Origin of the sequence: Cuniculiplasma divulgatum (assembly GCF_900083515.1) — an archaeon.
Taxonomy (GTDB): Archaea; Thermoplasmatota; Thermoplasmata; order Thermoplasmatales; family Thermoplasmataceae; genus Cuniculiplasma; species Cuniculiplasma divulgatum.
On the sequence record NZ_LT671858.1, the window covers coordinates 1,864,923 to 1,886,742 of the forward strand.

Below are 21,820 nucleotides of genomic sequence, written 5' to 3' on the forward strand. Positions count from 1 at the left end.
TTTTTTATCCTTTTCACTCCTCTTCTTCATTTATGAATGAATAAATAAAACCAAGAGGAATATGGATCCACTCAGGTCTGTTTCTTGACTCATAAATTGTCTCATACATTGCCTTTTCTAGAATGAAAGCTTTTAGCACAGAGATAAATAAGTCCTTTGTTTCCCTGAAATCTGGATTTAGTTTTATCATTTCGTTCAGGTATGCAGATATTACAATATTTTCAATTATTTTGGATGTTTTCCCTGGCTTACTCATTCTTCCCCTGCAAAGGTAGTCGAAGGATCGTATCAGACCTGCAAGGTCCTTCATGGTACTCTGTTTTGAGGATTTCTCCCCGATGGACCTCATTGGTTCACCTTCGAAATCTATAATCTGCGGACCTGATTCTGTCTTAAGAATCTGGCCAAGATGAAAATCACCGTGAATCCTTTGCTTCAGGAAGTGATCTGTCATTAATTTTTCAAACTCCTCACCAGCTTTACTCAATACAGGAATTCCATTATAAACTTCGTGGAAAAGATTTGATTGAGCCTCCCTTGTTTTACATAATTCAATTACCATTTCTTCATATGCTTTGTATGAGTTTCCCAGTGACTGGATATCTTTTAAATTGAATGGTTCTGCTTCAAATCCTTCAACGCTTACTGTGGATAGAGAGTAATGCATCTTTGCTGTCACCGATGCTATATTCCTTGCGGACTCCATTACAATATTGATAAAGTTCTCATCTTCTGGTATGCGATTGAGATAGCTCCAGTAATCACCCTCGTTTTCCATAAATCTTGAAAATGTCATAACACATTCCTTATCTCTTAAAGTTATCATTCCAAGAGGTTCCGGTGTGTTCCTGAAATCAGTATGTTTCCAGAGATTTAGTGGTATAATGTAATCTGGGTTTTCCACATCCGAAGATGTTCTAAAGAATTTGCCTATCACTTTTCTATTTATTATGAATGATGAATTGCTCTGATTTCCGTTAAATGCATGATAAGAACCCAGATTTTGAAGAATTTCATCCCTGTTCCCATTGAACTTGATTTCTGACGTCCTTCCATCTTCCAGCAATTTTTTAATCATGATGAGAACTTTTCCTGACTTTATTGAATCTTCCGTTTCATCCTTTGCGTCATCCCTCACATTGAGCAGAAGATTGATCATCATCCCTGTTTCAACCGATCTTAGTTTTAATATGAAAGGCTCATTTCCTGATACTTCCTGTGGATAAAATTCTATTACCTCTATATCCTTAGGATCACTTCCCTTGAGAGGATACCATCTCTCATTTACCATTTCCCTGAATATTCTTTCCCTGTTTTTCTTAATAATCTCTTCAGTTTTCATGTCGCATCTGGTTTCTCCAAGCTCATCCAGAAGAATGAGTTTCTCTGTAAGGTGAAGAAATAGGGAAGTTCCCCTATATCTGGAAATCTTGTGAGACTTATCATTTCTCTTACATGCCAGCCTGAATACTTTCTAAGGTCCATAGTCACATAGGATGGTTTTCTTGATAGATTATAAACACACAGTATAACCTGATTCTCATATGCTCTTATGAAGGCAAGAATCTCCTTTTGATCTGAATGAATGAATTCTATGGTTCCCCTTCCAAAAACCTGAGCACTCCTTTTCCTTGTTATTATTAGCTTCCTTAGCCAGTTAAGAAATGAGGAGGGAAGCCTTGACATTGATTCTACATTATTTACCTCATAGTGGTAATTGGAATTTATTATCACAGGTGCATATAACTGTTCTGGATCGGATCTGGAAAACCCGGCATTTCTGTCATAGGACCACTGCATTGGTGTTCTTACACCATTTCTATCTCCGAGATATATATTATCACCCATGTTAATCTCATCCCCATAATAGAGAATTGGAGAACCAGGCAATGACATTATGAGAGCGTTGAGGAATTCCAGTGCATATCTATCATTGTCAACCAGAGGTGCAAGCCTTCTCCTGATACCAAGATTCAATCTCATCTTCGGTACCTTTGCATATTCGCTGTACATTATATCTCTTTCCTCGTCTGATACCATTTCCAGAGTTAATTCATCATGGTTTCTGAGGAATAAGCCCCATGAACATTTTTCAGGAACAGGAAGCGTTTTGGATATAATATTCTCCACTGGGAAGGCATCTTCCTTTGCCAGGGCTATAAATATTCTTGGCATTAGTGGAAAATTAAAATTCATCTGGAATTCGTCCTCATTTCCGAAATATTTCTTTGCATCTTCTGGCCACTGATTTGCCTCCGCAAGTAGTATCCTGCCTGGATATTCCTCATCTATCATCTTCCTGATTTCCCTGAAGTACTCATGTGTTTCAGGAAGATTTTCACAGCTTGTCCCCTCTCTTTCAAAAAGGTAAGGTACTGCATCACATCTGAAGCCGTCCAATCCCCTGTCCAGCCAGAACCTTATGACCTTCTTCATCTCATCCCTTACCTCTGGATTGTCATAATTCAGATCTGGCTGATGACTGAAGAACCTGTGCCAGTAGTACTGTCCGGTTTGAGGGTCCAGTGTCCAGTTAGATCTCTCTGTATCTATGAATATTATCCTGACCCCTTCGTATTTATCTGGCGTATCTGACCAGACAAACCAATCCCTCTTTGAGTTGGTCCTGTCCTTTCTTGCTTCCTGAAACCACTTTATCTGATCTGAAACGTGATTAAGAACAAGATCGGCTATCACTCTAATGCCTAGCCTGTGAGCCTCAATCATGAAATTATCGAAATCTTTAAGTGTTCCATATTCCGGGAGTATTGAGTAATAATCCCTTATATCATATCCATCATCCTTTAGTGGAGAATCGTAGAATGGGAGGAGCCATATGCAATCTATTCCGAGGCTTTTTATGTAGTCAAGTTTCTGAGTAAGCCCTGGAAAATCTCCTATACCATCCCCATTTGAATCGTAAAACGATCGTACCGGCACTTCATAAAATATAGCATCTTTATACCACAGGTTCTCCTGTGAATCAGACATCATTTCAAAACCCTCTTAAGTATGTGTACTGGCTTGAATTCAGGTGTTAAACGCACATAATTCCTGCCATCCACCCATGAGTAGCTTTCAAGGTTATAAATATCCATCACATTTACCCTGGAATAGCCCTTCCATTCATCTGGAAGTTCAACCATACCTTCCTGCATCTGTTCTGGGTTTAAATTTACTATTACCATGATTTTGTTCTGTCCAAAACCTCTGGTATATGCAAGCAGTGAGGGATTATTACTTTCAATGAATTTCAGGTTTCCTCTCTCCATGAACACTGGGTTCTTTTTTCTTATCTCATTAAGATGCGCTATTTCTTCCCTGATATTTATTGGATCATTGAAATCTCTGGTTTTAATTTCATATTTCTCTGAATCCAAATATTCTTCCCTCCCTGGAATTGGAGTGTCTTCGCATATTTCATACCCGCTGTATATTCCCCACGAAGAAGAAAGTGTTGCTGCAAGTATTGCCCTGATAATGAACTGGGCCCTTCCTCCGTGCTGTAATGTGTAAGATAATATATCTGGCGTGTTTGTGAATAAAACTGGCGTGAAGAATGCGCTTACCTCTGGACTGTTTAATTCGGTGAAATAATCCCTTATTTCCCAGTCAAAATTTTTCCATGTAAAATAACTGTAAGAAAGCTGGAATCCAGCCTTACTCAGACGGTACATCAGGTTTTGTGTGGTGAATGATTCACTCAGAAATACTGTATCCGGATATTCCTTCCTTACTGACTGGATCATCCATTCCCAGAAACCCACGGGTTTTGTATGCGGATTGTCTACCCTGAACATCCTTACACCAACCTCAGCCCAGTACATGACAACACTTTTCAATTCTTCCCATAATTCATCCCTGTTCTCACAGTAAAAATTGAATGGATATATGTCGAAATATTTCTTTGGTGGATTTTCTGCATATCGTATTGTACCATCTGGCCTCCTGTAAAACCATTCTGGATGTTCCCGCACATATGGGTGATCAGGTGAGCACTGGAACGCCATATCAAGTGCTATCTCCATGTTCTTCGATCTGGCTTCCCTGATCAGAAATTTAAAATCATCCAGTGTCCCAAGCTCTGGGGCAATTGATTTAAAACCCCCCTTCTCACTTCCAACTGCCCATGGGCTTCCGGGATCATCTTTTGTACATGGAATGATTCCATTTTTCCCCCTCCTGTTAGTTTGGCCTATGGGATGAATTGGCGGCAAATAAACTACATCAAACCCCATTTCAGAAATATAATTAAGCCTCGCTGCGAGATCTCTAAAGGTTCCAGATTTTTTGCCCTCAGGAGGTTGAGATCTTGGAAATACCTCATACCATGATTTTGATAACTCGTCACCCATTACCTCTAACCAGAATTTATTAGTGTTTGTCTCAGATTCTTTTTTATCATATTTATCCAGAATAGAAGAAAAAGCTTCGGGAATTAATGCAAGTTTTTCCTTTTCAGGTTTCTTTAGGTTTACTATCTTCCACATTTCCCTGAATGCCTTCCTGTTTCTTCCACGGGCCTTGCTTTCCATCTGTGAGATTCTCTGCTTCAATTCCAGTAAATCACTGTCAACACTTTCACCTGCTTCCAGCCAGGATAGTATCCCTCTGATAATGGTCGTTGTTCTGTCGATCCACGCATTTATAGTCATGCTGTAAGACCCTCTTTTTGGCAGTTGTACTGTAGTCCTGAATACGTCGTTCATTCCTGTGTATTTCATTTCTGTCCTTGAAATAATTTTACCACTAACTGATCGGATAACAACTCTAGCCCTCAGAAATTGATGCGCTGTGGAATATATTACCGCTTCCACTGGAACATTATCACCACATCTTACTCTAGCTGGAATACTACCATTGTCAACTGTAGGCATTACTTTTTCTATGTAAATATCTCTGTATTTCATTTTATAACCTCCATTCAAGAATAAGGCATCCCAGAGGTGGAAGCGTAATCTCTATTGAATTCTCCATATTATGCCACCATTTCTTTGATGCTATCACTTTTCCCTCGTTTCCTACTCCTGAGCCACCATAATACTGTGAATCTGAATTGAATATCTCTTTCCATTCTCCCGATCTGGGTACACCAATTCTGTAATCTTTTCTGATCACAGGGGTACAGTTGAACACAAAAACCAGGAAGTGATCTGATTGCTGATCTCTTCTAATAAAGGAAAATATACTGCTTTCCCTGTCAGAGTAATCTATCCACTGAAATGCCCCGCCGTTGAAGTCTCCTCTGGCCAGGAAAGAGCGTGAAATGTATATATCATTAAGGTCTCTCAATGTTTCCCTTACGCCGTTCATGAATGAATTTGTTTCAGCGTTGTTTATTAACCCTTTTGAAAAATCCCATTCCGAACTTACGGCAAATTCGTCTCCCATGAATATCATCTTTTTTCCGGGAAAGGAGAACATATAAGAGTATAGCAATCTGACATTTGCATATTTTTGCCACTCATCACCGGGCATTTTCTGAAAGATAGATCCCTTCCCGTAAACAACCTCATCGTGGGACAATGGTAGAATGAATTTTTCTGAAAATGAATACCAGAAGGAGAATGTGATCCTGTCCTGGTGGTACTTTCTGTAGATGGGATCATATGAAAAATATTCAAGAGTGTCGTGCATCCAGCCCATGTTCCATTTCATGTCAAATCCAAGACCACCAGACTCAATTCTTGATGTTACCCCTGGCCAGGAGGTGGACTCTTCTGCAATTAACACTACTCCCGGAAAGGATCTATGAATGTGCTCATTCAGGCTTCTGAAGAATGCAATCGATTCCAGATTTTCATGACCTCCATAAATATTAGGCTCCCATTCACCATCTTTCCTTGAGTAGTCGAGATAAAGCATTGAAGATACTGCATCTATCCTGAGTCCATCACAGTGGTATTCCCTGACCCAGAATGCTGCATTCGAAATGAGAAAATTTATAACGTGTCTCCTTCCAACATCGAAAACATATGTACCCCAGTCAGGTTGAATTCCTCTCTTTGGGTTCTCATATTCATAAAGATGGCTCCCATCGTAAAGACCCAATCCATAGGAATCCATTGGAAAGTGCGCTGGAACCCAATCCAGATATACACCAATATTATTCTCATGAAGGGCATTTATCAAATGCTTAAATCCTTCCGGGTTCCCATGTCTGGAGGTTGGCGAATAGTAATTTACAACCTGATATCCCCATGAATCATCAAGAGGATGCTCCATTACAGGAAGAAATTCTACATAGTTGAACCGGTTCTCCTTGAGATATGGTATGAGCCTTTTTTCAAGGTCAAGATAGGATGCGTAAAGTGATTCGTCCTCCCTTAGCCATGACCCCAGATGGATTTCATAAACCATAATGGGCTCTACTTCATAATTAGTTGAGAATCTTCTTTTCATCCACTCCCTATCATTCCATCTGAATTCATCAATATTAGTTACAGATCCTGTTCTTGGCCTGAGCTCCGTCTTAAATGCATATGGATCACTTTTTTCAAGTAAATCCCCATTTCTGGTTCTTATGGCATACTTATAGATTTCATCACCATTTATGTCAGGTATGAATATTGACCATATTCCACTATTATCAATGTTCATCATGGGATGGCTTCCTGCAATCCAGTGATTGAAATTACCTATTACTGAAACACAGTTAGCATTTGGCGCGTAAACTGTGAACATTATACCCTCACATTCTGGAAACTTTATTCGATGAGCTCCCATAAATTCGTATGCTCTGTAACTTTCCCCTGACACGTATGAATATAAATCCTCTTTTTTCAAATATGGTTCAAAAAAATATGGATTATGCTTCTTTTCTACGTACCCTGAGCTATCCATATAACAAATGAGGATCGATCTAATGGGTTCCGCAGATGGAATTGAGAACCTGAAGATGGCGTTATCCTCTGTTTCTGGTTTTATTATTTTGCCTTTCAGTTCTATCCATGCCCTCGATGCATTTGGCAGATAGCATTGGAAGGTTCTATTTTCCCCTTCGTTAACAGTGGACAATAATTGATAGGCATCATATAACTTAAATTCTCTTAATAGTTTTAATTTATTTTTTAATTCAGAAGGATTCATTTTGCAACACTTTGATCATGTATGTTATTATTCATATTTATATATGATTTTTCCACATTTATTAAATAGCACTTCTCTCGATTGAGAATTATACAGGAAATCTATTAAATCGGCGCCTTATAGTTCTGACTAACAGAACTTTAAAATTACAATAATCATAAATAAGCTTCATAAATATCTGAATATGACAGAAACCAGTAACGGAAATCCAAATTATCAACCGAAGGGAAAGATAAAAATAAACACACCCCCTCCACCCATACAAACGGCTCCACAGGCCTCAACGAAATACAAAGGCGTAAAGCATACCATAATGGTTATGAGTGGAAAAGGTGGAGTGGGTAAAAGTACATTTTCAGTTAATATTGCAGTTACTCTGGCAAGAAAGTATAGAGTTGGTCTTATCGATGCTGATATCAATGGACCGGATGACCCAAAACTTCTTGGAGTGACTAAAGAGAAGTTATACACTCAGGATGGGGGTATATTGCCCATAGATTCACCATATGGTGTGAAGGTCATATCAATGGCATTCCTGCTCCCTGATGAAAAAACCGCCGTAATATGGAGAGGGGCACTTAGACATAAGGCTGTCCAGCAGTTTCTTGAGGACACCATATGGGACAATATAGATTATGGGATTTTAGATTTCCCACCAGGGACTGGTGATGAAGCACTAACGGTTTCACAACTTGTACCTCAGGCAGACGGTGTAGTAATTGTGGTAACTCCCCAGGATCTTGCCCTTTTAGATGCGAAAAAAGCCATAAACTTTGCAGAACAGATGCATATTAAAGTTCTGGGAATTGTTGAAAATATGAGTGGATTTGCATGTCCACACTGTGGAGAGATTACAGATATTTTCAGATCTGGAGGAGCTGAAGAACTTGCAAAAGAACTCAATATACCATTTCTTGGTAAGATACCGATCTTCCCTGAAATAGTCCAGAATGGAGATGAGGGGATACCAGCAGTAGAAGCCTCTGAAAAAGTAAGAGAAGTATACGAAAAAATAGCAGAAAAATTACTGAATCAAATAGAGAGAAAACAGTAATCTCTAATTATAATATTTGACAATCTCAAAACCATAAATTTTACCATTTAGCATTTTCCCTTAGTTAAAGAATTTACTTAAAACTCATAGAAAAATCACAAAAAAATAAGACATTGTCCTATTCATATAAAATACCGTAAGAATGAATATTAACAATTACATAATTTAATGTAACATATTTCAAAAATTTATATTCTCAAATTAACCTAGAATTTTTATTATCTATAAAAAATAGGCACTTGGTATGATTAACCAGTTAAGTTCTTTAGCATGGATTGTACATTTGGCCGATTAGTAACTGTGGACTGAATACCTCGGCGAACCTTGATACTTACATCCCAGTTCTATCAATCTCATCTTTTATGAGTGGCCTCAAACGATGTCTCTTTTCAGGGTCGGCTTCAAGCTTAGATGCCTTCAGCTTTTATCCGTGTATGGCGTGGCTACCCGACAATGCCCTGCCGGACAATCGGTAAACCAGAAGCCACGAACCCCCGTTCCTCTCGTACTAAAGGCTCCTTCCCTTCAGACATCGAACACTCCCACAGAGAAGCAACCCTACTGTCTCGCGACGTAGTGAACCCATCTCAGGATCCCTTTTAATGGGCGAACAGCCCCACCCTTGGCACCTTGTTCAGCACCAGGATAGGAACAGACGACATCGAAGTAGCAAACCCTCGGGTCGATGTGAACTCTTGCCGAGGACAACTCAGTTATCCCTGGGGTAACTTCTCTCTTATCACCCGCCCTCATCAAGAGGGGACTGGGTGGTTCGTTAGACCATGCTTTCGCATCTGCGTCCCTTGTTGACCAGAACACAGTCAAGTTGGCTTTTGCTCTTACACTCCACGGAGGATTTCTGACCCTCCTGAGCCAACCTTTGGGGGCCCCTGTTTGATTCTCAGGGGCGTGGCGCCCCACCCAAACTGCCCACCAATAGTTGTCCTTTTTCACAAAAGTTAGTAACGCAGTTATTAAAGGGAAGTGTTTCATTGACGTCTCCGCTTGAGCCGAAACCCAAGCATTAACAACTCCTTCCTACGCTACGCATTGATAACCGTATTACAGCTACAGGCTGCAGTAAAGCTCCACGGGGACTTCGCTTTCATGTGGGAGATACTGGATTGTGCACCAGTGCATCAATTTCACGGGGCTGAACGCGGGGACAGTGGGACTCTCGTTGAACCTTCATGCAAGCCGCCAATTAAGCGGCTAGGTATTACGCTACCTTAAGAGGGTCATAGTTACCCCCGCCGTTTATCGGCCCTTCTTTCCCTTGAACGGGACTTTCAGGTACCGACACTGGGCAGGTTTCGACCGCTATACACATCCTTTCGAACTAGCAGCGGCCTGTGTTTTTGGTAAACAGTCGGGGTCCCCTTGCCACTGCGACCTGTTCCCTCTCGGAACAGGCACTCCTTCTACCGAAGATACGGAGCTATTTGGCCGAGTTCCCTCGCGTCCATTATTCCCAAACGCCTTGGACTTCTCATCCAGGGGCACCTGTGTCGGTTCTTGGTACGAACATGAACTTGACCCATTAATGGTTTTCACAGGATCCAAGAATTAAAGGAATTCCCAAACGGGAACTGCTAATTTTTTGCAGACTTTACGTCATTACAACTCTCCATCCACTTATAATTAGAAATACACAGGCAAGTGTACTCCCCTTATCTCGAACCTTCATTAATGGCAAAACATTCATGGTGACGGAATATTAACCGTCTTCCCATTCGGTCATCTCCTGTTAGGAATAACCTTAGGATCGACTAACCCTCGGCTGACGAACATTGCCAAGGAACCCTTAGCCCTTTCGGCGGAATTGATTCTCACAATTCTTATCTGCTACTTTTACCAAGATCCGCGATGCCATTCGGTCCACTCCTCCTCTCGAAGAAGCTTCCGCCCAAATGGCACGCCCCCCTACCAGATCACCTTTCGGTGCTCGAAGGTCTCGGTAACTAACTTTAGCCCCTTCCATCTTCGAGGCAAATAGCCTCGGTGAGTGAGCTGTTACGCACTCTTTGAAGGATGGCTGCTTCTAAGCCTACCTCCACACTGTCTTAGGCCATTAACCTCTTTAATTTGCACTTAGTTAGTTTTAGGGACCTTAACCCTCGTCTAGGATGTTCCCTTCACGGGCACAGAGCTTATCCCTGTACCCTAGCACCCAGCTTCTACGATTTGGACAAGTTCGGAGTTCGATAAGTCGACGCTGATTTTCATCAGCTAACCAACTATTCGGTCGCTCTACCTCGCCCAACATCTCTGCTGAGGTCTACCTGCGGGTAGTATCGGGGGGAACCCGCTATTACCGGCCTAGATTGGCCTTTGACCCCTACACCCAAGTCATCTGAACGATTTGCACATCAGAACCAGTTGGGTCCTCCACCAAGTTTTCACTTAGCTTCAACCTACTCAGGTGTAGATCGACCGGATTCGGGTCTTCCTCAAGTGACTGACGCATTTATTACGTTACACCTCCATTGCTGTGCGTGTAATTGCTTTCGCTACGGCTACCTCTCATAAGAGTTAACCTCGCCACTCAACAAAACTCCCTGGCCCGTTCTTCAACACGGATAATAGAACGCCGCTCACTTCGTGTTAGGAAGATCACCGCTTTAGCGCCCTATAAGTTTATCACTGTCTGGTTTCAGGTACTTTTCACTACCCTTCCGGGTTGCTTTTCAGTTTTCCCTCACGGTACTTGTACGCTATCGGACTTGAGAAGTATTTAAGGTTGGATGTTGATGCCACCCATCTTCCCGCGCGAATAACGACGCACGGTACTCCGGAACTTCTTCCTCGTAACCTTTATACTTACTCTTACAGGACTATCACCTTCTTTGGTTGACCTTTCCAGGCCATTCTGATTCGTATACTAGATGTTGGGAAGAGTCCATACACCACAACTTTTCCTTTTCTTCAAAGGAAAATTCGGTTTGCCTTATACCGCTTTCGATCGCCTTTAGTAACGGTATCTCAATTGATTTCTTTTCCTTCAGGTACTAAGATGTTTCAATTCCCTGAGTTCCCTCTCCTTTCGGAGTGTCTTACGACAGGAAGTCCCATTCGGACATTCTCGGATCAAGGGCTCCTTGCGCCTCCCCAAGACATTTCGCAGCTTGGCACGTCCTTCATCGGCTCTCAAACCAAACCATCCCCCAGACAGTTTTCACAGATTGCACAATCCATTTTACTGGAACATTAACTGGCTTCATAGATTAACTAATAATCTCATACCCTTCCCCTCTGATATCTATTCAAAGAGTGCATCTTTTAGTGCGTATCACTCGTATTAAACGGACCTTTATTAATATTGTGGTAAAGCCATGATTTTACCTATTTCTTCTCGTTTGCATTTATATTATTATCCCTGAGTATTGCTGTTCTTTAATTTTCTTACGTTGTTTGTTCCTGAATATTCAGAGTTTAATGGTTAGATTCTTGTTTACATATCTATCCATTGTAATTTCAGCTATATCAGTTGAATAGAGGCCAATTCTTGAGATTTCCTCTACTATTCCTGAGTATGAAACGTCTCCATATTTCTTTTTCATCAGCTGAGCCTTGTTTGCTATTATGTTAGTTTTTACGTTAACTATTTCATTCAACGTTTTTAGGTCGGCGCCGAGAAATGAGGTAGTAGCTTTTTGGAATACCTCGTAGCAGTACATTATGAACTGCATCAATTCTGATTTCTTTTTCTGATCAAAATTCGGCGAATCCTTGAGTATTGTACAAATATTTACTGTATGATCTGCAACCCTTTCCAGTATTCTTGAAAAAATAAGATTGAAAATGGTATCTTTTCCCTCATATTTTCCTATAGAAATCTCCTTCATCATATAGAAGTGATATCTGTCTACATCATCGTCCCTGCCAATTATATTTTCCATCAGTTCAGATTCCATACTATCCAGCGCCTTGGCAGTGTCCCCCAGCATGAGGTTTACGTTCATTATCATTCTTCTTAGAGCAGTGGTGAGAGGAAATGATTCAGAATCCAGGACATTTTGCAGTGTTAGGGCTTTAGCGGATTCTTCAAAGATTTCTACGCCCATTACCAGTCTTGAGAATTTCTTCACTATATCCTTTATCTCCTGACTTATGTAGCTCTCACTTTTAATTATAAGAGTGTCAAAACCTGAAATATATAGTGAAACTAGAGTTCTAGGTAAAAGATCGTTTGAAAGATTACCTGTAATTTCAAGTTCTTTTACAACTTCTCTTTTCTTTCTTTCATTTGGATATAATGTAAGAGAATCGCCCAGTGATTCAATCGTAACTGTACTTCCCTTCTTTATCTGGTTTGCCTTAACCCATGTAGGTGGCAGTGATACTATATATGTTGAACCTCCTGTTATCTGTATCTTCCTTGATTCAGTAGTCATATGAATCTATATGGAAAATACATATTTAGTTTACCTATATAGTAATCATAAAAATATATATTATTTTGTCATTCTCTGTGTTAACTTCCTTTTAGAGTTGCTTATGGATTTGCTGAACAGCAGGAATATAATGAAAATCACAATTAACAGAGCGTATAGTGGTGTATAATTAAGAAGCAATGAAAGTGCAAAAATGTTTTCAGAATAAACGATTGGACCCCGTACAAATCCCGTTGTAACATTGTAGCCCCTGTTTGAATGTGTATAGTTTAGTATTACTTCCACGTAATAATCACCATCGTGCAAATGGTTAAACGTATAATTAACTGCTATTACGCCATCACTGGTAGTAACGTTTTGAAGTGAAACCTTACATGTAAGATTTAGAAACTCTCCTGATGAATATGCCATGAAATAAGGCTTATATGAATGACTTGTGTTCAATCCATAAAATGTTGCGTTTACGCTGTATTGAGAATATACACCAGAATATGGCGATATGTAGACGGAGAAATGCGAATCGTTTGGTGTTTTTCCCTGTAAAATTCCTGGATTTTCATAGGAAACGGGCGTGAGTATTAGCGTCTGTATGAGGAGTAATAGAACAAATACTGGGATTGCATATTTTAAACGTTTCTTCATACCCCATGTGTCGGTGTAATGGGCTGCGATAAAGATAATTATTGGAATTAGAAAAATTATGTAAAGAAGTGCAGTTACGAAGATGAAAATCAAAACTATTAGTATCGATGGTACTAAGGCAAGAAGTGGAAATGTTAAAACCCTATTCTTTTTAAGGAAAGTGGATAAAGGCGTTTCATTCTTTTTTGAGCTCAACTATATTCAAACGGGTAATGGAAAATTATCATTTTATAGTTTCCCCTTAAATGATGGTAATAGAGAACTACAAAATGTGAAAAGTTAAACTGATTTTTGGATTAAATAAGTTTGATATTTTTATAGAATTCAAAGACTCTGAGATTATACATAATCAATTTTACGGAATATGATATTACGAAAGGTAATATTTTCTAAAAGTTTTAACAATAATAATATTACCCAAATATGAATCATACCTTCATGCTTCCTACAGTTAAGGAGATTTCCAAGATGAGAAAATCTCTTGGAATTAGACAGAGGGAACTCGCTTCTGTCTGTGGAGTTAGTCAGTCGTATATTGCAAGGCTTGAGAAGGGAGACATAAATCCAACTTATGAAAATATAAGAAAAATCTATAACTATCTACAGAGCCATTCGAAGAAGGCAGATCAGATGGATATAGAAGTTTCAAAGATTATGACCACAAATGTTGTAACCTGTCAGGCTACTGATTCTATACTGACAACCCTTGATATTCTGAAAAAATATGGCATTTCACAGATGCCTGTGCTAAATTCAGAAATGAGGGTAGTTGGTACAATAGGAGAGGGTGAAGTCAATGAATTTCTTATGAAAGGGATTTCCCCAGATGCTTTAAAAAAGATGACAGTATCAAAGATTATGAGCCCCGCACTTCCTCAACTTCCTCCAAACACTCCCATATCTGCTATTTATCCAATACTGAGATTCTCCAATGCAGTACTGATAACTGACAAGCTTGAATTAAAAGGCATAATAACCAAGGCTGATATACTGAAGGCTGTAGAGACATATGCAGAATCTGGCATTTAACATCCTTGCAGGATTATTTGCCTTTATTCCGGCACTGGTTGCCAATCCAGGTGCAGTTATCACAGGAGGAAAAGGCAGAATGGATTTTGGGAGGAATTTCATAGATGGAAGGAGAATATTTGGAGATGGAAAGAGTATAAGTGGATATTTTGGTGGAATATTGATTGGTTTCATTTCTGGAATAATAATTCTCCCAATCCTTTCTATTGCAGGACTATTTCAGTTCCAGGTTTCATTTGAAACTATGATAATTGCCTCAGTTAGTCTGGCATGGGGGTCACTAACAGGTGATCTAGTAGGATCATTCATAAAGAGGAGAAAGAATATGAAAAGTGGAGAAAAGGGTAATCTTCTGGATATGTGGCCATTCGTTATCTTCGCTTTCCTATTCCTGTTTCTATTTTCGAGATCTTTCTTCTTATCGCTCTATGGAAATTTTATAGATATTGTGATAATACTTGTAATAACACCACTTTTGCACAGGGGTGTAAATATACTTGCTTATAAGATGCATAGGAAGGATGTTCCATGGTAGAAGAAATGAAGATGATAATTGGCGTGAGAAAAGATCTTGACATGGGGAAGGGGAAGATAGCAGCTCAGGCTTCACATGCTGCTGTAAATTGCGCTCTCTGGGCTCAAAAAAATAACAAAAAAGTGTTCAGAGAATGGGAATCCCAGGGACAAAAAAAGATAGTGATAAGACTGCAGAATCTTGAGGAACTTTATAAACTAAAGGCAGAATGCGAAAATATTGGTCTAAATACCTCAGTAATATCAGATGCTGGTTATACACAGGTTGATCCTGGCAGTACAACATGTATAGGGATTGGCCCTGCTCCAGCTGATGTAATTGATAAAATTACATCCGAATATCCCTTGCTTTAACCCCTTTTATTTTCATTCTCTGTTATGGCATATCGGGTTATCCAGTGCCCACATATGCTGCATTTATCCAGTCTTTTAGTATATTTTGTACCGCAACCTCTGCAAAGATATCCCCATCTTATACTCTTTTTGATAGCCTCTATGCCGCATCCATAATATTCTATGCTCATTTCTGAACATACATTTTGAAGGGAATAATCATCAGAAATAACAACCCCACCATATTCCTTTGCTATTGCAATGATTTCCATATCAGTTTGGCTCAGATATGGAAAGTCTCCAGTCTTTTTTGAAGCTTCCCTAACCTGTTCCATATATTCCTGCCCGGGAGAAGCGGTTCGTATGATATTTAGATCATGCCCAATGACCCTGCTCATTTTACCATGCTTGATCTCTCCTATAACGCTTGTTGGGACAATGCAATTCATTGACAGAATCTCTATTTTTCCTGTTAATATGGCTGAGGTGTCCGGAATTATGAGCTTTTCACCGAGATTTATTCTCTCCTTTTTTACTGCCATTTCAGTCTCTATCCTGTATTGGGATGTATTTTCTTGGCCCTTTTTCTCCTACGTAAAGTGCCTTTGGCCTGAATAATCTATTTTCTGTTGAATATTCCAGTGCCCTTGCTACCCATCCTGAAATTCTGCCTGTTGCAAAGATTGGAGTGAAAATCTCAGTTCTGAACCCCATAGCGTCGTATATAATCCCGGAGTAAAAATCAACATTCGGAAAGATTCCTCTCTCTCCATACTTATTAATCATCAGTTCTTCGATTATTTGAGCGGTTTTGAATGTTTCGTTTCCTTTCCGTTCTGCAAAATATTCTGCATATCTTTTCAGAATCTTTGCTCTCGGATCGTATACCTTATAGACACGGTGCCCAAATCCCATCACGCGCTCACCTTTATCAGTCATAACCTTGAGCGCTTTCTCTGCATTTTCTGGCCTTCCTACTGATTGGATCATTTTCAATGCTCTTTCATTAGCTCCACCGTGCAATGGTCCTTTTAAAGTACCTATGGCAGAGGTGATGGCGGAGTACATATCAGCCATTGTTGATATGGTAACAAGTGCTGAAAAAGTAGATGCATTCATTCCATGATCTGCGTGAATTATTAGAGCAGTATCCATTATCTTTGATTCAACAGGATCTGGCCTAGCACCAGTGGACATATAAAAGAAGTTTGAAGCATATCCAAGCTCAGGGTCTGGTTTAATTATTTCCTTACCGGAATATACCCTGTGTATGGCTCCAACTATTGAGGGCATTCTTGCAATAAGACTTATACCTATCCTTTCCTGATTTTTAGTGGAACTATCAGATTCCATACTGTCCAGCACTGAAAGATATGAAATTACTGTTCTCAGTGCCGACATTGGATGGGTCCTTCCCCCTATGTTTTTTATTAGTGATAAGACCTCATCCGGAAGTGGCATCTCTTCCCTCAATCTCTTCACATATTCCTCATACTCTCCCCTTTTCGGAAGATGACCATAAAGAAGAAGATAGGATACCTCTTCATAATTGCTCTGTTCTACAAGACTGTTGATCTCATATCCTCTGTAAAAAAGCTTCCCATCAGATCCATTTACATATCCTATTCTGGTCTCTGCTGCTAGTACACCTTCTAATCCCCTTCTCAGTTCTTCCTTTGCTTCACTCCCTTCATTCATATTACTCAACCTTTTTTAATGAAAATTATGTTCTTCCCTTGTGAATTCAACACACAGACCTTAATATATGAAAATGGCTAATTAACATTTCTTTGAAAGTAATGCTTTTCTTTGCATACAATAAGAGTGATTAATTTTACCTTTTTAGTATAATATGAATCTCTTTAGTTCTAATAAAGACATTTCAATATCGAAAGCAATATGTTTATATATCGATATCGAATAACCGATATGATAATCATGATGGGAAACATGTTTGGAAAAAGAAGAGATTTGAGGTTTACTATTCTTGCAGTGCTGAGAAGTGGACCTAAGAACGGTGCTGAGATAATGGATTCTGTGGAAAAAATGACCTTTGGGATGTGGAGACCATCACCTGGATCACTTTACCCGATGCTACAGAAGATGGTAGATGAGAATATGATCAAGAAGGAACCTTCAGGAGCTTACAGTCTTACGCAGGAATCTGATAGCTGGTTTGGTATGGGACATATGCATAATCCATTTTCCGGAAACTCTCCGAGAAATTATGATGAGGCTGTAGATGAGATCAATGGTCTTGTCAATTTTCTTGAAGATATAAAGGCAAATGGAAGCACAAAATTGAAGGAAAATAAAGAAGTACTTGATAAGATAGCAGACAGAATAAGGAAACTTACATCTGATTGAGTACATTCAATTATTTTTTATAATTTTTAAAGGTAGTAAGAGGTCAGGAACCTCATCATTAATATTTATTTTTGTCGGAATTGCTGTTTTTTTATCCAGTATGATGTCGATTATTCGCCAGTCATCCTTGTCCTGTAATAATGCACAGTTTTTTACATGGAGTTGGTTCTCAAAAAACTTAATCATCTCATTTAAAGGAATTGATCTTCCCCTGTGCAAATAGACAGATTCATTTTCAATATCCCTCGCAGACATGCTTTCTATGTTGATGTTTGCAATTGTGTAGAACTCTTCCTCGTCTTCATATTTGTCGCAGATGTACATATACGGGATTTTAAAAACGCCAGATTTTTCTTTGCCACCTGATATGAAATTACTCTGACCAGGTCCATCACCGATGAACTGTTTTGAAATTATGGGAACTGAAACGCCTTCATATTCCATTATGGAGAACAGGGAAGACCGTTTCTTTCCCAGAAAACTAACTTCATCCATGTTCCATTGAAAATTTGTTAGGATTATAGATATTTTTTCAATTGCTGACTCCCTGAATTCCCTCAACGCTTTGAAACCATGCATATTTAACCAGAGTACAATTCCCTCTTCTGGATCGTTTTTCATTATTATTTTTTCCAGATTTTCCCTGAAATTCTCTACCATAATGATTCTCTCTCCCTTTAATATAGGTATCAAGAGTCCTTCGATCACATCTGGACAGGATGTTGGTTCTTTCTGGACTGCAAATGCCTGGTTCTTCCTCATTGGAAAGAGGTCCATTGTTAGCTTCAATGCAGAAATTACTTTCTTAAATGTATAATTCAGGAAAGTAAATGATGAATCTTTTTTCCACTGTATTTCAGATATTGCTATATCTGTGAATATATCAATATGTTCACCTTCCTTAGCTTCATTATAACACATTTCTTCCATTACTGCTCTCTGTCTGGTCCCCCTTATTCTATAATCATCCATATCTGGATTTCTTTTTGAAATTATTGACCTAAATTCAGAAGAACTGGTCAGTATATTGTAAATATTTGATGTTTCATCCCTGTTTATATGGCTGAATAGAGAGTCATAGGTGATTATTCCAGATATTTTTCCGCTTGTTGCTATTTTATCAATCAATTCCAGAGGCGTTTTTACATCGAGTGGAATTGCACTCACTCCGTTTCTCCACAGTGCGAAATAAGAAAGTAACAGCTGATAGCTAGGTGGGAGAATTATGAGAACTCTCTGGCCTTTCTTCATTGGAAAATTTTCTATCATGGATGATGCCAGCGATTTTACCATGTCGCTAAACTGTCTATAACTCCACAAATTGTTTCCATAACCTGCTACAGGGTCGCTTTCAAAATTTTCTACTATGTAGTCAAGGATATCATCCACTGACCTTATCTCTTCAGGATCTATATCGCCCAATGACCTTGTATACAAATAATTATTAATAACTTTAGTCAATACTGTCATTTAACTTTGGAATTTAATTATTCATTACTGATAATGAAGTCATAATATTGTCGAAATGTCCTACCCATGCTTCCCAGTAGATCATATGTGTTAAACCAGTATGATCTTTCTTTTTCCACCCTCTCCCCGTTCTTTTTGTTTATAAAAGACCCAAGGACCGCTGCGTGAAATGGGTCCATGTTCCTTGCCATGAGTCCAGTACATAATCCTGCAAGTATGTCGCCTGTTCCGCCCATTGCCATTCTTGGGCTTCCTCCTTCGCTGATAACTGTTTTTTTGCCGTTTGTTATTATATCAGCGGGTCCCTTCAAGAGTATGGTGCAACCATACTTCACACTGAATTTTTCTGCGTTTTCCCTGTTGGCCTCAGTTCCTGTCAGGACCTCGAATTCATGGCTGTGAGGAGTGAACAGCATATTCTGATTTATCAGGTCTCTATGTTCCGCCATTATATGAATAGCGTCAGCGTCAAAAACTGCTTTCTTTCCACTTTTACATACTGCTAGAACGACCTTAACTGAATCCTCAGATATTCCCATCCCTGGACCTGTTAGTACTGCATTGCATTTTTCCAATTCATTTTTCATATTCAGTGAATTAAAAACTCCTACAATCTGATCCTCTAGTTTGATGGAAAATATTGTTGATGATGCCTTTGGTACCAGCATTGTTATGAGGTCTGGAAGTGCATTCTCTGCGGCTCTTGCTGTCATACAGCCTGCACCAGTGAATTTCCATCCTGCCATGATGAGAACTTTTCCGTTCTGCCCCTTGTGCCCATTTTTCTCGATTTTTGGGAAATATACCATGTCACCTGGACCAGCATAATTAATTTCCCTTTCATCTATACCTATATTTCTTACGTTGATTGATCCTGAATTTTTCTCGTTCATTCCCTCCTTTACATCTGTAAATGTAACCGTTGCATCAGGAAGAACGCTGTGGGATGTTCCCAGCCCTGATGGAACATCTATGGAAATAACTTCTGCCCTGCTTAGATTAATTTCCTCTATAATAGAACTATATGGTTCCTTGACTGGATCCCTTATTCCTGTTCCGAAAATGGCATCTACAATAATGTCAGACTCCGATATCATCTTCCTTATATCCCCTGTATTTGGATTTTTTATTATTCTATCATTACCGAATTTTTCCATAGCTCTTCTGGAAAGAGAGCTTACAGAACCATCGCTCCTTGTCATCACTATTAATTTTAGATTATTGTCAGAATCAAGATTGTGGGCAGTGATTATTCCATCTCCACCATTATTTCCACTGCCACTAATGACCAGTATATTTCGATTTTTTCCATATTTTTCTGTTATATATTCACTTACTGCTTTTCCAGCGTTCTCCATTAGAATAAAGAGATCACCGTGATTCCACTTGTAATTGAAATCTATTCTTTTTCCTTCAATGTTTTCCATCATGGCATAATGTAGCCCTTTCTTTTAGAAAAAACTTTATGTTTATTCACATGGGATCACCATGGAAGATAAAATCCAAACCAGTCTGGAGAGACTGAGGAAGGAACAGATTGAGTTTTTGTATATGCAGTTCACCGATATTCTGGGAAGAGTGAAAACACTTACTCTTCCGAAGAACAGGTTTGAAGATGCCCTTAATGAAGGGGTTGTCTTTGATGGCAGTTCAGTGGCTGGTTATGCACAGATAGAAGAATCTGATATGAGAGCTGTTCCTGATCTGGATACATATGCTGTGTATCCCTATAGCAGTCAGGGAAACGCAGCAAGGTACCTGTGCAATATCTATAATCCAGATGGTACAAGATTCCCTGGCGATCCGAGATATGTTCTGGAAAGAAATTTGAAGAAGGTCTGGGACAGGGGAATGGAGTTTTATGTTGGTCCAGAGTTTGAATTTTTCATTTTCAAGAAGAATGAACACGGTGATCCTATTCCTGAACCCAGTGACCACAGTGGGTACTTTGATCACACACCAAATGACAGGGCGGCTCAGGTGAGGCTGGAAATACTGACACAGCTAAGAGTCCTTGGATATGAACCAGAGGCGGCTCATCATGAGGTTTCCTTTGGCCAGCATGAAATAGACTTGAGATACTCAAATGCAATGCTAATGGCTGATAGAATTACTGTGTTAAAAAGTGTCATAAAAAATGCAGCAGAAAACCAGAACCTCTTTGCATCCTTTATGCCAAAACCGCTGAATGGCCTGAACGGATCCGGTATGCACATCCACCAGAGTCTAATGGGAAAAGATCAGAAAAAGAACTTCTTTTACGATGAGAAAGACAAATACGGATTGAGCAAACTTGCCAAGAATTACACTGCCGGTATATTAAAAAATATAAACCAGGGATCAGCCATACTTGCCTCCACCGTAAATTCATACAAAAGGCTTATACCTGGATATGAAGCCCCTGTTTATATTTCGTGGGCAAACAAAAACAGGTCAGCCCTCATAAGAGTTCCAGCAGGAGTCAATATGAGGAAAAGGATAGAACTAAGATGCCCGGATCCAGCAGGAAATCCATATTTACAATTTGCAACTGTGCTTGGAATGGGAATGGATGGAGTGGAGAATGAATATGAACTGCCGGAACCGACAGAGAAAGATATCTTCCATATGGATGCAGAAATGCGCAGGAAAGAAGGAATTGAGTCTATGCCTGAAAGTCTGGGTGAAGCTATTCACCATCTGAAAGGAAGCAAGCTAATGGAACAGATTCTTGGAAAACATGTCTATCACAACTATCTGACAGTAAAGCAGAAGGAATGGGATGCTTTCAGATCTCATGTGACAGAGTGGGAATTAAATAGATATCTAGGAACCCTGTGATTCAGCATCCTAAATTATAATTTTTAATTAATTGATGTTTAAATCAATCCATATTTATAAACAGTCGAAAGGGGTTCAACCACTTCCG

16 protein-coding genes and 1 rRNA gene are annotated in these 21,820 nt (G+C 39.4%); 6 read left to right on the top strand and 11 right to left on the bottom strand.

The annotated features are described in order from the left end of the window. Positions 1–13: 13 nt before the first annotated feature. Genes CSP5_RS09275 through glgB form a run of 4 tightly spaced genes read right to left on the bottom strand, consistent with a single transcriptional unit; the run spans position 14 to position 7,017 of the window. A complete protein-coding gene (locus CSP5_RS09275) occupies positions 14–1,342 on the bottom strand; it encodes a hypothetical protein (RefSeq protein ID WP_077076717.1) in 1,329 nt (442 codons plus the stop codon). Next, entirely contained in the window at positions 1,339–2,994 is a 1,656-nt protein-coding gene (gene treS / locus CSP5_RS09280) for a maltose alpha-D-glucosyltransferase (protein WP_077076718.1), read from the bottom strand. The genes CSP5_RS09275 and treS overlap by 4 nt, the downstream gene beginning before the upstream one ends. Continuing rightward, a complete protein-coding gene (locus tag CSP5_RS09285) occupies positions 2,991–4,910 on the bottom strand; it encodes an alpha-1,4-glucan--maltose-1-phosphate maltosyltransferase (RefSeq protein ID WP_021789686.1) in 1,920 nt (639 codons plus the stop codon). Before CSP5_RS09285 ends, treS begins: the two co-directional genes overlap by 4 nt. Before the next feature lies 1 nt (position 4,911). Then, positions 4,912–7,017: a 1,4-alpha-glucan branching protein GlgB gene (glgB, locus tag CSP5_RS09290; protein ID WP_197683162.1), complete on the bottom strand. Its 2,106-nt coding sequence runs from the start codon at positions 7,015–7,017 to the stop codon at positions 4,912–4,914. Between the two features lie 256 nt (positions 7,018–7,273). On the opposite strand from glgB, the gene CSP5_RS09295 reads away from it, so the two are divergent. Further along, entirely contained in the window at positions 7,274–8,143 is an 870-nt protein-coding gene (locus CSP5_RS09295; RefSeq protein ID WP_077076719.1) for an Mrp/NBP35 family ATP-binding protein, read from the top strand. A gap of 271 nt (positions 8,144–8,414) precedes the next feature. Here CSP5_RS09295 and CSP5_RS09300 read toward each other — a convergent pair. The 3 genes from CSP5_RS09300 to CSP5_RS09310 all read right to left on the bottom strand — a co-directional run bounded on the left by CSP5_RS09300 (position 8,415) and on the right by CSP5_RS09310 (position 13,374). Continuing rightward, a 23S ribosomal RNA gene (locus CSP5_RS09300) occupies positions 8,415–11,328 on the bottom strand. A 240-nt stretch (positions 11,329–11,568) separates the two neighbouring features. Next, entirely contained in the window at positions 11,569–12,537 is a 969-nt protein-coding gene (locus tag CSP5_RS09305; protein ID WP_077076720.1) for a PhoU domain-containing protein, read from the bottom strand. A gap of 60 nt (positions 12,538–12,597) precedes the next feature. After that, positions 12,598–13,374 carry a hypothetical protein gene (locus CSP5_RS09310; protein WP_077076721.1) on the bottom strand — a complete coding sequence of 259 codons (777 nt, stop codon included), beginning with the start codon at positions 13,372–13,374 and terminating at the stop codon, positions 12,598–12,600. Positions 13,375–13,602: 228 nt separating this feature from the next. Here CSP5_RS09310 and CSP5_RS09315 point away from each other — a divergent pair, with 228 nt between their 5' ends. Genes CSP5_RS09315 through pth2 form a run of 3 tightly spaced genes read left to right on the top strand, consistent with a single transcriptional unit; the run spans position 13,603 to position 15,096 of the window. Continuing rightward, positions 13,603–14,208 (top strand): CBS domain-containing protein, encoded by a 606-nt coding sequence (locus CSP5_RS09315; protein WP_241810759.1) that lies wholly within the window; start codon positions 13,603–13,605, stop codon positions 14,206–14,208. Further along, positions 14,189–14,743, top strand: a complete 555-nt coding sequence (locus CSP5_RS09320) for a CDP-2,3-bis-(O-geranylgeranyl)-sn-glycerol synthase (protein ID WP_021789679.1) — start codon at positions 14,189–14,191, stop codon at positions 14,741–14,743. Before CSP5_RS09315 ends, CSP5_RS09320 begins: the two co-directional genes overlap by 20 nt. Then, the gene (pth2, locus tag CSP5_RS09325) at positions 14,737–15,096 is read left to right on the top strand and encodes a peptidyl-tRNA hydrolase Pth2 (RefSeq protein ID WP_021789678.1); all 360 of its coding nucleotides are present in this window, start codon (positions 14,737–14,739) and stop codon (positions 15,094–15,096) included. Before CSP5_RS09320 ends, pth2 begins: the two co-directional genes overlap by 7 nt. Here the strand turns inward: pth2 and CSP5_RS09330 are convergent. Beyond that, positions 15,093–15,617: an NOB1 family endonuclease gene (locus CSP5_RS09330; protein WP_021789677.1), complete on the bottom strand. Its 525-nt coding sequence runs from the start codon at positions 15,615–15,617 to the stop codon at positions 15,093–15,095. The two genes, pth2 and CSP5_RS09330, sit on opposite strands and share 4 nt — an antisense overlap. A gap of 1 nt (position 15,618) precedes the next feature. Further along, positions 15,619–16,773: a citrate/2-methylcitrate synthase gene (locus tag CSP5_RS09335; RefSeq protein ID WP_021789676.1), complete on the bottom strand. Its 1,155-nt coding sequence runs from the start codon at positions 16,771–16,773 to the stop codon at positions 15,619–15,621. Between the two features lie 240 nt (positions 16,774–17,013). On the opposite strand from CSP5_RS09335, the gene CSP5_RS09340 reads away from it, so the two are divergent. Next, positions 17,014–17,442, top strand: a complete 429-nt coding sequence (locus CSP5_RS09340; RefSeq protein ID WP_077076723.1) for a PadR family transcriptional regulator — start codon at positions 17,014–17,016, stop codon at positions 17,440–17,442. Positions 17,443–17,448: 6 nt separating this feature from the next. On the opposite strand, the gene CSP5_RS09345 is transcribed toward CSP5_RS09340, so the two are convergent. Next, positions 17,449–18,864, bottom strand: a complete 1,416-nt coding sequence (locus tag CSP5_RS09345) for an AMP-binding protein (protein ID WP_171970484.1) — start codon at positions 18,862–18,864, stop codon at positions 17,449–17,451. A 65-nt stretch (positions 18,865–18,929) separates the two neighbouring features. Continuing rightward, entirely contained in the window at positions 18,930–20,342 is a 1,413-nt protein-coding gene (locus tag CSP5_RS09350; protein ID WP_021789673.1) for a bifunctional ADP-dependent NAD(P)H-hydrate dehydratase/NAD(P)H-hydrate epimerase, read from the bottom strand. Between the two features lie 58 nt (positions 20,343–20,400). Here CSP5_RS09350 and glnA point away from each other — a divergent pair, with 58 nt between their 5' ends. After that, complete coding sequence (gene glnA / locus CSP5_RS09355; RefSeq protein WP_021789672.1) at positions 20,401–21,732, top strand: type I glutamate--ammonia ligase; 1,332 nt, start codon at positions 20,401–20,403, stop codon at positions 21,730–21,732. Positions 21,733–21,820 lie beyond the last annotated feature (88 nt).